The 12,799-nt window shown below is 55.6% G+C and carries 7 protein-coding genes; 5 read left to right on the forward strand and 2 right to left on the reverse strand.

The annotated features are described in order from the left end of the window. Positions 1 to 401: 401 nt before the first annotated feature. Positions 402 to 860: a hypothetical protein gene (locus H9Q10_RS06525; RefSeq protein ID WP_238480157.1), complete on the forward strand. Its 459-nt coding sequence runs from the start codon at positions 402 to 404 to the stop codon at positions 858 to 860. A gap of 60 nt (positions 861 to 920) precedes the next feature. Further along, positions 921 to 1,310, forward strand: coding sequence for a hypothetical protein (locus H9Q10_RS06530; protein WP_197903157.1), 390 nt, complete (start codon positions 921 to 923; stop codon positions 1,308 to 1,310). A 308-nt stretch (positions 1,311 to 1,618) separates the two neighbouring features. Here H9Q10_RS06530 and H9Q10_RS06535 read toward each other — a convergent pair whose 3' ends face one another. Beyond that, entirely contained in the window at positions 1,619 to 3,832 is a 2,214-nt protein-coding gene (locus tag H9Q10_RS06535) for a RelA/SpoT family protein (RefSeq protein ID WP_197903158.1), read from the reverse strand. A gap of 205 nt (positions 3,833 to 4,037) precedes the next feature. Here H9Q10_RS06535 and H9Q10_RS06540 point away from each other — a divergent pair, with 205 nt between their 5' ends. Further along, positions 4,038 to 4,619, forward strand: a complete 582-nt coding sequence (locus tag H9Q10_RS06540; protein WP_197903159.1) for an adenine phosphoribosyltransferase — start codon at positions 4,038 to 4,040, stop codon at positions 4,617 to 4,619. A 173-nt stretch (positions 4,620 to 4,792) separates the two neighbouring features. Beyond that, positions 4,793 to 5,362, forward strand: coding sequence for an azurin (azu, locus tag H9Q10_RS06545; RefSeq protein ID WP_197903160.1), 570 nt, complete (start codon positions 4,793 to 4,795; stop codon positions 5,360 to 5,362). Positions 5,363 to 5,419: 57 nt separating this feature from the next. Here azu and H9Q10_RS06550 read toward each other — a convergent pair whose 3' ends face one another. After that, the gene (locus H9Q10_RS06550; protein WP_197903161.1) at positions 5,420 to 5,602 is read right to left on the reverse strand and encodes a hypothetical protein; all 183 of its coding nucleotides are present in this window, start codon (positions 5,600 to 5,602) and stop codon (positions 5,420 to 5,422) included. A 385-nt stretch (positions 5,603 to 5,987) separates the two neighbouring features. Here H9Q10_RS06550 and H9Q10_RS06555 point away from each other — a divergent pair. Continuing rightward, positions 5,988 to 12,799 (forward strand): ESPR-type extended signal peptide-containing protein (locus tag H9Q10_RS06555; RefSeq protein WP_197903162.1); only part of this gene is annotated, 6,812 nt, incomplete at its 3' end.

Below are 12,799 nucleotides of genomic sequence, written 5' to 3' on the forward strand. Positions count from 1 at the left end.
CCGGGCGGTAGCTTCTCTTTCTGCTTGCGGCTGCGGTTTATGCAGACGCGAAAAGATACCGCGCGGTTTGGCGGTACCAATAAAAGGGGGTGAAGGAGAAGTTTTGCGTATTCATGGGGCGCAGTCTAAGGCAGGTGGGGAGGCCGTGTCAAGGGTATTTGTTCTAAGAATGGTTGGCATGAGGCTTGGGCTTGGCGGAAACGTTGCGGCGCGATGGTTTGGCTTGGGAGGAGCTGGTATTTTCAGGTAGCCTTTAAATGTAAAAAGAATACTGGGAACAGTATGTTGGGGTAAAGGCGGGTTAAACGGTTTCGAAATTGCTTGTGTGGCTGCTATGATGCTGCGCTTTGCGGCTGTGCCGATTCGCTGCCTGCCCGGCGGAAGCAAGAAAAGGATGAAAAATGCTGAAATGTTCCAAACTGTTGTTGTGCCTGATGCCAGTGTTGGTGTTGGCCGGTTGTGTGTCGCCGGAGGCGGCGGGTATCCGCCGGCAGCAATCCAATATCAACTATGACGATGATGTGAAAATCGGCGGTTCGCGCACGGCATACGGTTTCCGCAGCCTGCCGGAGCGGGGCAGGGCGGAAGTGGAGGTGCAGAGCGACAAGGCGCCGGGCGAGGCGGCGCAATGCCTGCAAAAACAGCTGCAAACCCGCCTGCGCCTGCCGGAAAACTTTATCCAGGTGCGCTCCTACACCAATTCGGGCTACACGGTGGCGCTGCATAATCCGTTCACCAAGCGCGACGGTGTGCTGATGAACGTGCAGCAGCGCGGGGTGAAAAGCTCAACCATCAAGCTGTATGCCAACGGCACCACGCTTTCGCGCGCCTGGCGTGCCGTACCCGCGGCGTGTAAGTAGCCGAGCGCGTACTAACCGCATTATAATGAACGCGTTTTAACCCACACAGGCAGATAAAGCATGAAAAAATATTTCTTGGTATTGTTGCTGGCGTTCAGCAGCACGGTTTGGGCCTACCGCTTCCCCGTCGACAGCATGGAAGTGGCGGTGTTGAAATCGGCCTCTTTCCCGCAGGTTACGTTCACTTCGGAAGGCTTTTCCTGGCTGCGCGTGCTGACCTTGGGCTGGCTGGGTGACGGCGCGAAAACCTTCGATATGGTGCAGGGCGTGCGCATCAAAGATGAAAACAACCGCTTCATCACCCACGGTCAGCTGCCGAACTATGCCGGCAAAGTGGTGGCGCTGCGCCGCAACGGTGCGGGCAATGTGGTGGAAATGTGGATTCTCACGCCGCAGGAAAACGAGGCGTTTAAACAGCGTGCGGCCTTGCTGCAAAACCAGCAGCGCTGATTGTTGCCAAACAGACGAAACCTCCTGCTGCCTAACGGGCGGCGGGAGGTTTTGTTTTCAGGTAGCCTTTGATGCGTGGGATGGGCTGTTTGAAATTATGCGGGCTTGGCGCGGGTTTGATTGCGAAACAGTGCTACTGCAAAGCCGAAGGTTCGGGTAGCCTTTGTTTGGCTGGCTTGGGCTATCTGAAAAGTAGTGTGGCAGTTTTCAGGTAGCCTCAATAAACGGAAGTCGGTTCGTATACGCGAAAGGCTACCTGAAAAATGATTGGGCGGTTTTCAGGTAGCCTTTTGCTGCAAGCGCGGCCGCTACAGCCTGCTCACGCCGGTTACGCCTTTCACGTTGGCGAGGCTGGCCAGCACGTGCGGCAGGTCGCCCACCTGGTGTACTTCCAGCGTGAAGCGCAGGCTGGCTTCGAGGTTGCGCGATTGGGTTTGCACGGCGGTCACGTTCAGTTTGTGCCGTGCCAGCGCTTCGGAGAGGTCGCGCAAGAGGCCGTTGCGGTCTTGGGCGGACACTTCAATGTCTACGGCAAACACCTGCCCGGCCGGCACGCCTGCCCAAGAAGCGGGCACCACTTTTTCGGCAGCCTGTTCGGCCAGCTTCTGGAAGGCGGGGCAGCCGAGGCGGTGGATGGAAATGCCGCGCCCGCGGGTAACGAAGCCGGCGATTTCGTCGGGCGGGGCGGGTTTGCAGCATTTGGCCAGGGTGGTGAGCAGGCCGGATTCGCCGTCCACCAGGATGCCGCCTTTGCCGCCGTCGGCCTTGATGCGCGATTCTTTCACGATGCTCTGCGTGCTTACTGGCTCGGGTGCGGGTTCGGCTAAGAGGCCGCAGGCCTTCTGCACGGCGCGCGGCATGATCTCGCCGTGCGCGATGGCGCTGTAGAGGTCGTCGATTTTCTTGAAGCCGAGTTTTTCGGCCAGTGCCTGCAGATTGGGTTTGGCTTGGATTTTGAGCAGGGTGCGCTCCAGTTGCAGCTTACCCTGTTCGCGGATACTTTCCGCGTTTTGGCGGCGGATGTAGGCACGGATTTTGGAAACGGCCTTGTTGCTCTTCACCCAGCCTTCATACAGCCAGTTTACCGAGGGCTCGCCTTCTTTGGCGGCGATGATTTCCACGCGCTGGCCGTTTTCCAGCGGGGTGGAGAGGGGCACGATTTGGCCGTCTACCTTGGCACCGCGGCAGCGGTCGCCCAGATTGCTGTGCAGGGCGTAGGCGAAATCAATCGGCGTGGCGCCCACCGGCAGGGAGAGTACTTTGCCGTGCGGGGTGAGCACGTAGATGGTGTCGTTGAACAGCTCGGTTTGGAAGGCGGCGGCAAGGTCGGCTTTGCCGCTTTCAGCCATGTTTTCGCGCCAGTCGAGCAGTTGGCGCAGCCAGGCGATTTTTTGTTCATACGCCGAATCGCCTTTGCCGCCTTCTTTGTAGCGCCAGTGTGCGGCCACGCCGAATTCGTTGAACTGGTGCATTTCTTTGGTGCGGATTTGCACTTCGATGCCTTTGTCTTCGGGGCCGACGATCACGGTGTGCAGGCTTTTGTAGCCGTTGCCTTTGGGGTTGGCGATGTAGTCGTCGAATTCGCCGGGGATGGGCTGCCACAGGCTGTGCACGATGCCGAGCACGGTGTAGCACTCGGGCACGCTGTTTACCAGCACGCGCACGGCGCGGATGTCGTAGAGCCCTTCGAAATCAAGCTTTTTCTTCACCATCTTGCGGTAGATGGAATAGATGTGTTTGGGCCGGCCGGCCACGTCGTAGTCGCGGATGCCGTATTTGGCCAGTTCGGCTTTGAGGATGCCGAGGAAGTGGTCGATATAATGCTGCCGCTCGGGGCGTTTTTCGTCGAGCAGGTGGGCAATGCGGCGGTATTCTTCGGGGTTTTGGTGGCGGAAGCCGAGGTCTTCGAGCTGCCATTTGAGTTGCCACACGCCCAAGCGGTTGGCCAGCGGGGCGAAAATATCCAGTGTTTCTTTGGCGATGGCGCGTTTTTCGGCGCTGTCGGGGCAGCTGCCGAGGTATTGCATGGTGCGGGTGCGCAGGGCGAGTTTGATCAGCACCACGCGGATGTCGGACACCATGGCCAGCAGCATTTTGCGCATGGTTTCGGCCTGTGCGGCGCGCTCTTCGGGTGTGGCGAGGCCGTCTACGCGGGCGAAGTGGGTGAGCTTCTGCACCTGGTCGATGCCCTGCACCAGGCCGCACACGGTTTGCCCGCACTGTTCGGCTACCTGAATCTGCCAATCGCCGCCCTGCTTGGGCATGCCCGACAAAATGGTGGCGGCCACGGCTTCGGGCAGCAAATCGAGCTGCGCCACCATCTGCGCGGCGCCCAAGGTGTGCGGCAGCAGCGCCTCGCCGGCATAGGTTTGCGCGTCGGCAGGATAGCGTGCCTCGGCCAGTGCGAAGGCTTGCTGCAGGAGGCGGCGGTCGGCCTCGTTTTGCTGGGCGGCATATCCGGCCAGCCAGCTGCGGCAGGCTTGCAGGTCGGTGATGTGGGTGTCTGAATAGCCGGTTTCCATGGGGGTGCCTTAATGTCGGGTTCTCGCGCTGATTGTAACCAAAAATCCGCCGCCTGTGTTTTGCCGGCGGCGGTGATTTGACGCAGGTGCGGTTTTCGGCCGGCCAAGCGGATGCGGCCTTGGCCGAAAGCATGCAAATCCCATGCCAAGCAACGCGGGAAATGGTAATATCCATATCGTTCACAGGCTACCTGAAAGATAAATCATGCTGTTCCACCCCGAAGTGATGACGGTTGAAATGCTGGCGCAGAAAATCCGCAAAATCCCGCACTGGCCGCAGGAAGGCGTGCTGTTTCACGACATCACGCCCGTGCTGCAAAGCCCGGAATACTTCCGCCTGCTGGTGGATCTGCTCACCTACCGCTATATGACGCAGGAAATCGACGTGGTGGCCGGGCTCGATGCGCGCGGCTTCATCATCGGCGCCGCGCTGGCCTACCAGCTCAACGTCGGCTTCGTGCCCATCCGCAAAAAAGGCAAGCTGCCCTTCAGCACCGTATCCGAAAGCTACGCGCTCGAATACGGCGAAGCCACCGTGGAAATCCACACCGATGCCATCAAAAACAACGCTCGCGTGCTGTTGGTGGACGACCTCGTGGCCACCGGCGGCACCATGCTTGCCGGCATCAAGCTCATCCGCAAGCTCGGTGGGCACGTGGTGGAAGCCGCCGCCATCCTCGAATTCACCGACCTGCCCGGCGGCGACCGCATCCGCAACGAAGGCGTATCCCTGTTCACCCTCTATCAAAACAGCGGCGCGGTGGGCAGCGAGCACGGCACCCCATAGGCTACCTGAAAACATTAGCTTCAATGCCGCCGAAATAAAACCGGCCGCCCAGCATCCGGCTCTCAGGCTACCTGAAAGCCGGATTGCCTTATCCCGAATCAGACAAGCCGCCACCGCTGCGCTATAATCAGCCCGCAGTATTTCCCCCATGTTTTAATTAAGGAAACCATGTTATGAAACTGTATCTCCCCCTGATTGCCGCCGCCGCATTGGCGCTGGCTGCCTGCGGCGGCGAAACCGCCCAGCCGCCTGCCGCTTCCGCCGCCTCCGAAGCCGCACATGAGCAAACCGCCTCCGCCGCTTCCGAAGCCGCGCCTGCCTCCGAAGCAGCCGCCGTTCCAGCAGCCGCCGCCGAAGGCTGCGTGCAAGTGGTGGAAACTGGCGACAGCATGCAATACAACACCGCCGAAATCAGCATACCCAAAGGCTGCACCCACTTCACCGTCACCCTCAAGCACACCGGCAGCATGCCCAAAACCTCGATGGGGCATAACATCGTCATCACCGCCGAGGGCGACGTAAACGGCGTGAACAACGACGGCATCGGCGCCGGTCCGGATAACGACTACGTGGAACCCGGCGACACCCGCGTCATCGCCCACACCAAGCTGATCGGCGGCGGCGAAGAATCAGCGGTTACCTTCCCGGTGAGCAAACTGGCCGCCGGCTCAAACTACAAATTTTTCTGCACCTTCCCCGGCCATGCCGGCGTGATGAACGGCACGGTGAAACTGGCCGAATAAGCCCGCGTTCATCCGTTAATGCAGCAAAGGCTACCTGAAAATCGGTTCGACCCGTTTTCAGGTAGCCTTTTTGTGTTTTCGGATAGAGGGGCTGTTGTTGTTTGGGTAATGGCTGGCAGGTTGTTTGGATGATGTGCGGTTGCCGACAGGGCTGCCCAAACTGCGCGCAGCCAGCTGGAGGCTACCTGAAAAGCCATGAGGAATTTTCAGGTAGCCTGAAATATTGGGGATGCTTTGCATCAAGGATGACGTTTGAAAAGTGAACTGAGTAAAAGTTTGGCAAAACCCTGAAGGAGTCGGATATGGGCGGATGGGTTGTGGCCGGGCAGCAGGCTTGTTGTAAAAATACTGTAAAAATCAACCTTGGATCGCTAAGGCACTAGGAGGGGAGGGTAAAGAAAGGTATCATACCATCCTAATTTGCCCGGCATTTATAGAGTAGATAGCCCACTGAATATATTGAGAGAAAATTCTTTCTGCTTGCAAAAATGGTTTAAGTTTTGTGTGATTTAGCAAGTTTTTCAGCGGGATTGAACTTATGTTGATGTAAATCAGCTGCCTGGGCGGCTTTGTCGGATTTTATTTTGATTTTTGATTGGCTTGGAAAAAGTTAGGGAGAGAGTAAATGAATAAGATTTACCGCGTTGTGTGGAACGACCATACCAACACTTGGGTGGCGGTACAGGAAACGGCTAAGGCGCACGGCAAATCTGCGTCTGCCGGAGTAAATGGCAATGGGACAGGCATTTTGAGCCGGGTGGGCATCAGAATGCCCCGATTTGTGTCGTCTGCCGTGCTACTGGCCCTAACTGCCGCCGCAGGTTACGCCCATGCCGGCCCAGGGATTTACGTCAATGATGGGCAGGATGTTAACTGTACTGTTCTTCCTGATGGCTCTACTGCTGTTCCTTATGCGATACAGCCGGGTAATTCTCCACAAGTTTCAACCCCTTTACAGGGGGTGGGGAATGTGGGGTTGTATAACGCTGGCGATGTTGGCCTGACGTCTTCATATAATCCTTGTAATTCGCGCACAACTGTAGGCAGCGAAGCACGCGATACACAGACTAATCGTACTTTGTTCTACGGTGATAAAAATGTAACAGCCAGTGAGACTGATAATGGTGCGAAAAACCTGACCCTTGGCGGCCGCTTAGATGTGAACAGCGGCATCATCGGCTTGGGTGATCGCGGTGTCAATGGTACAAATGCAACGAACAGCATTCGTATTGGGACTGGATCAACTCTGTTGGATGCCAACAAGCAGGCCAATTCAATCGCTGTTGGTGTCGATACCAAGGCAACCGTTATGGATGCGGTGGCAATCGGTGCTGAGGCAGAGGCTTCCGATCCTAATGGGAAGGGCAAGGTAACTGCTGTCGGCTATATGGCTAAGGCGACCAAGCAAGAGAATACCGCAATCGGTGCCTATTCAGGTGCAAGCGGTAATGCCGGCGCGACTGCGCTCGGCTATAACGCAAAAGCAACCGGTGATGTTGCTACGGCCGTTGGCCATTCAAGCACAGCATCAGGGCGTAACTCCATTGCAGTTGGCGATCAAACTAAATCCCTCTCTAGTGAAACCATAGCAATCGGTTGGCAAGTGGAGGCTCAAAAAGCGCAGGGCATTGCGATTGGTGCGGTAACCAAGGCAGTAGGCGAGCAATCTACCGCTATCGGTAATAATTCTGTGGCCACCGGTAATTCATCTATTGTTTTGGGCGGCGATGATTTAAATACAGTTTCTAAATCATCGGCCACTGCTGCTTTGAATACTTCTGCTGTAGCAACCACTTATAAAACATTAACCGGTGATAACTTGGTGGGTGCCACTCTATATGTCCCTTCGGAAGCAGGTGATGCCGCCATAGCTGTTGGCGTTCAGGCTAAGGCTCTGGGCGGGCTTGCTACTGCTTTTGGTACGAAAACCCAAGCGTCTGCCGTGGCTTCCACGGCGTTGGGCGTTGGTGCGAATGCCAGCAAAGAAAATGCCGTGGCTTTGGGTGCGGGTTCAACTACTGCTGATGATGCAGTAGCTGTTAAGAGCGCCACGGTAGGTACGATCACTTATGGCGGTTTTAAGGGCGCCGACAGTATTGTGGGGGGCGACCAGGTTTCTGTGGGTAAAGAAGGGTTTGAACGCCAAATCAAATACGTTGCCCCGGGTGCAATTACCGCCGCCAGCACGGATGCCATCAATGGCAGCCAGCTGTTTTCTATTGCACAAGGATTGCAAAATCAGATTAGTGCTGCGGCTACACACTACTATAGCGTAAAAGGTAGCGGTGCTACCGACGGCAACTACAACAACGACGGTGCTACCGGCGATAAAGCCATGGCGGCCGGCGTAAACGCCTCCGCCAAAACCAGTAACGCCATTGCAATAGGTACAAATGCCTCTGTTGATGCGGGTACGGCCACAACGGACTCTGGCACAACTACCGGTGTTGGTTCTGTGGCTGTAGGTGCAGACAGTTCTGCTAAAGGTACCAATGCTGCTGCATTTGGTCAAAAATCCGAAGCTTTGGGTCAGAATTCTTTAGCTGCTGGTCAGGATTCCCATGCAACTGGTAAGTCTTCCGTTGCTTTGGGTGATGGTGCAAAAGGTAGTAAAGACTCTGCAACAGCTGTTGGTGTATACACTAAAGCAACCGGTAGCGGCGCTACTGCGATTGGTTCGAGTGCGGAAGCCGATAGTTGGGGTTCGACAGCTTTGGGTTTGAATGCTAAAGCAACTGGTAATAGCAGTACTACCGCCATTGGTCGTGCGGCGAATGCAACGGGTCCTTCCGCTACAGCGGTTGGCGCAGATACTAATGCTGCTGGTCATAATGCTGTTGCGATAGGCAATAGCAGCAAGGCAGCCGGAGCCAGCTCTTTTGCTGCAGGACATGGTGCTGAAGCAGGTGCTGTAAATAGTGTCTCTGTCGGTCTGAATGCTGGCAAGGGGGCAAGCAATAATACCCGCACCGTGGCAATTGGTGATTCTGCTGCAATTAATAGCAATGGCAATAATAACGTGGCCGTGGGTACTCAGGCTATGAGCAACTATGCGGGTAATGCCAGTATCGGCATTGGTGAACAGGCTGCATTGGGCTCCAAAGGCCAGCACAATACCGTGGTTGGCTGGACTGCCGGCCGCTATTTGGATGGCGATGACAATATTGCTATTGGTACGCGTGCCAATGATGCCACGGCTGCTTCTCCACGTACTGTTACTGGTACAGTAGCCTTGGGTACAGATACTAAAGCGACTGTGAATGGTGCTGTTGCCCTAGGTAAAAACTCTGTTGCATCTACTGCTGCTGGCGTGGTAGGGGCAGATCCTCTCAATGCTGTTACAGCAAAAAATAATGCTACTTGGACTTCTACAGCTGCGGCATTGTCTGTAGGTGATGTTGCTAATAACGTTACTCGACAAATTACCGGTGTGGCTGCCGGTGCGGCTGATACCGATGCGGTAAACGTTGCTCAATTAAAAGCGGTAGCCAGCAAGATTGGCGCATCCTCTGCTACACATTATTATAGTGTTAAAGGTAGCGCTTCTACTGACGGTAATTACAATAATGATGGTGCAACCGGAACACATGCACTGGCCGCAGGTGTCGGTGCGCAAGCTACTGCTGAGCATACTGTTGCAGTAGGGTCTGATACGACTGCTTCAGGGAAAGGTGCAATTGCTGTTGGCAACACGGCTAAAGCACAAGGTCAGGATGCGATGGCTATAGGTAAAGCTAGTTCGGCTGATGAGCAGGACGCAACGGCAGTTGGTAATACTGCTCATGCAACTAAAGAGAGAGCAACCGCCGTGGGCACAAACGCTAAGGCTACCAGCACTTATGCAACGGCCGTAGGTACTGGCTCACAAGCTGCTGGTGGTTCCAGCTCAGCATTTGGTAATGATGCCAATGCCAGCGGTTGGGCAGCTGTTGCGGTTGGTCGTGAGGCTAAGGCATCTGGAGCATCTACTGTTGCTATTGGTGAAGAGGCTACCGCTGCAGGCCGAAATGCTGTTGCTGTAGGTATTAAAGCTAATGCATCCAACGATGGTGCAACTGCGGTTGGCCCGAATACTCAAGCTACTAATGCTTCAACGGCATTAGGTGATGGCTCTAAAGCGACAGGCTTGAATTCAACTGCGCTTGGTTGGAATGCCAATGCAGCAGGTCGCGCTGATGTTTATATTGGTAAACAAGCAGGCTTGAATACAGATAATGCTAACAACTTTGATAACGTTGGTATTGGTGAGGGTGCTGTTAGGAGTGCAGGTAGTGCAACTCAGCCTGTAACCAATGTGGTTGGTATTGGCACTGGTGCGGCAGAAGGTATCCAAGAAAGCCATAATATTGCTATTGGCGCTTATGCAAATGGTACAGGTTCAGGCAAAGCAGCTGTAACCACAGCTAATAATATTGCAATTGGTCAACGTTCCCGTGCTTCTGCTGGTAATTCTATTGCTGTCGGTAATGGAGCAACTTCTGAAGGATCGGCAGCGATTTCCTTAGGTGTAGCTTCAAGTGCTGCTGGCGCTCAAGCTTTTGCTGCTGGTCAAAATACAGCAGCCAGCAGTTCAGGTGCAGTAGCTATTGGTGGTTCTGCCAATGCCGGTAAAGGTGCTGCTGCCACTGGCTCCCAAGCAATTGCTATCGGTGCACAAGGTACTGCTAGTGCCACTAAATCTATTGCTTTGGGTGTTGGCGCACAAGCAAAAAATATAAATGCAGTTGCATTAGGCTCTGATTCTGAAACAGCTGTTGCTGTAGCAACAACCAGTGCTGTTATTAATGGAGTTACTTACGGTAATTTTGCAGGTACTGCTCCTACTTCAACAGTAAGCATCGGTAAAGCTGGCGGTGAGCGTACGCTAACTAATGTTGCAGCCGGCCGCATTACCAGCACCAGCACGGATGCCATCAACGGTAGTCAGCTTTATTCCATTGTGAATAACTTGGGCTTCGGTGTAAATGCGGATAATAACAGCCTACAAACCCATCAATTAGGCAAGGAGTTGGCTATTGTTGCAGGTAATACTGTAGAAACCACTTCTACTGGTAACCTGAAAACCAATGTTACTCAGGATGCAGGTACAGGTAAAACTACGGTTACTGTCAGCATGAAGGAAGCGCCGACCTTTACCAGTGTTACTACCCAAGATGCAATGGGCAACAAAACAGTAACCAATGCTGGTGGGGTGACCATTACTCCGGTTACAGGTAGCCCGGTTAGCTTGACTAAGGATGGTTTGAACAACGGTGGTAACAAGATCACTAATGTGGCTAATGGTACGGCACCGAACGATGCGGTCAATCTCAGCCAGTTGCAGGCGATGGGCAATGCCACTAAAACACACTACTACAGTGTTAACAGTACCCAGCAAACAGCAGGCAGCAATTACAATAACGACGGCGCCACGGGAACGGATGCATTGGCCGCTGGTGTCAAAGCTAAAGCTGAACAACGTAATTCCATTGCTATTGGTAATGAAGCAGAAGTCGTTGACTCGAATGTTAATCCGTCCAGCGGCTCGATTGCTATCGGTGATAAAGCTAAAGCACAGGGTGATTTGGCAGTAGCCCTCGGCGCGGGTGCTACGGTAAGCGGCGAAAATGCGGCCGGTGGCATTGCTATCGGTGCGGCTGCTACATCAAACAACGGTGGCATGGCTGTCGGTAGCGGCGCTAATGCCGGCAACGGCACCGCCATGATTCCCGGCTTGCCGGTGCGTCTGAACAACAACGTCGCCTTGGGTGACAGCGCAAAAGTTAAAGATGACACCAACTTCAATGTTGCGCTCGGTTCCTTCTCCATTGCCGGCGAATCAGACCTTACTGCCGCGCCTTACAAACCGACGACAAATGCCGTTGTTGCCGGCGTTGCAGGAACTGGTGTGCAGCTGGGCGAAGTATCGGTTGGCGGCGATAACACGGCCGGGATGGGGCAAAAACTCTACCGCCGCGTCACCAACGTTGCGGCGGGCGCGGCCGACACCGACGCGGTGAACGTGAGTCAGCTGAAAGCTGCGCAAGCCGCGGCCACCAGCAAGGTTGAGGCCGGCAACGGCATTACCGTGACCCCGACCGTGGATAACACCACTGGCAGCACCACTTACAAGGTAGCGGCCAATACAGTAGGCCTGACCACGGGTAGCGATGGCAAAGTGACCGCACCGGCAGCAGCGGATGCCAACAAACTGGTGACCGCCGGAGACATTGCCAACGCCATCAACAACAGCGGCTTCCAGGCCACTGCCGGCGGCAATTTGGCCAGCGGCAGCACCGCTACCCCCACCACCGTGAAGGCTGGGCAGAAAGTCACCTTTGCCGCCGGCGACGGTTTGACTGTGAAACAGGATGTGGACGGCGCCACCGGCAACCAAACCTACACCTACGCCCTGAACGCCCAGGCCGTGGTGCAGAACGCCCAAACCCCGGTGGTGTACACCGACAGCAACGGCAACAAGGTGTACAAACACACCGATGGCAAGTTCTACACCCAGCCGAATGGTGCCGGTACCGAAGTGACAGCAGGTAACGTCATCGCCAGCATGCAGGATGCCACCGGCTCCACCACCGCCCCCACTACCTTGGCTAACGTGAAGAGCAACCTGGCCGATACCAGCAATGCCACGACCAACCCGGGAGGCAACGACCGTACGACTTTGACCGCCAACGGCAAAGGCAACAACGCCGCCACCGTCAACGACGTACTGAATGCCGGCTTCACCGTACAGGGCAACGGTCAGAATAAAGACTTCGTGACCCACGGCGACACCATCAACTTCGCCAACGGCCAGGGCACCGTAGCCAACGTGACCAGCACCAACGGTGTCACCACCGTGAAGTTTGACACCCCGCTGACCTATGTTGACCCGGCAGGCCAAGCCAGCAATACGCCGAGCAACAACGTGAACCTGGTAGGCGGTAATGCAGGTGCCCCGGTCACCTTGGGCAACGTCGCCGACGGCACGATTGCCGCCGGCAGCAAAGAAGCCGTCAACGGCGGCCAGCTGTACACCACCAACCAGAACGTTGCCACCAATGCCGCCAACATTGCCAAAGGCATCAACTTCGGCGGCACTACCGGCAGCAACCAATACCAGCTGGGACAGACGATCAACGTGAAAGGCGACAGCAACATCACCAGCACCACCGTAGCCGGTGGCGCCCAGTTGGCGTTGAACCCGAACCTGAACGTGACCAGCGTGACCACCAAGGATGCGGCCGGCAACCAAACCGTGACCAACGGCAGCGGTGTGACCATCACCCCGGCAGGCGGCGGCAGCCCGGTGAGCCTGACGACCGGCGGTTTGGATAACGGCGGCAACAAGATCACCAATGTGGGTGCGGGCACCAATGCCAGCGACGCGGTGAACGTGAGTCAGCTGAAAGCTGCGCAAGCCGCGGCCACCAGCAAGGTTGAGGCCGGCAACGGCATTAC

It is taken from the genome of Eikenella glucosivorans (assembly GCF_016025525.2).
In the GTDB taxonomy this organism is placed as follows: Bacteria; Pseudomonadota; Gammaproteobacteria; order Burkholderiales; family Neisseriaceae; genus Eikenella; species Eikenella glucosivorans.

Excerpts from the sequence above, each read along its gene's own strand:
- H9Q10_RS06530 (WP_197903157.1), top strand. The coding sequence starts at position 921 with ATGAAAAAATATTTCTTGGTATTGTTGCTGGCGTTCAGCAGCACGGTT.
- H9Q10_RS06535 (WP_197903158.1), bottom strand. The coding sequence starts at position 3,832 with ATGGAAACCGGCTATTCAGACACCCACATCACCGACCTGCAAGCCTGC.
- H9Q10_RS06525 (WP_238480157.1), top strand. The coding sequence starts at position 402 with ATGCTGAAATGTTCCAAACTGTTGTTGTGCCTGATGCCAGTGTTGGTG.
- H9Q10_RS06550 (WP_197903161.1), bottom strand. The coding sequence starts at position 5,602 with ATGCAAAGCATCCCCAATATTTCAGGCTACCTGAAAATTCCTCATGGC.
- azu (WP_197903160.1), top strand. The coding sequence starts at position 4,793 with ATGAAACTGTATCTCCCCCTGATTGCCGCCGCCGCATTGGCGCTGGCT.
- H9Q10_RS06540 (WP_197903159.1), top strand. The coding sequence starts at position 4,038 with ATGCTGTTCCACCCCGAAGTGATGACGGTTGAAATGCTGGCGCAGAAA.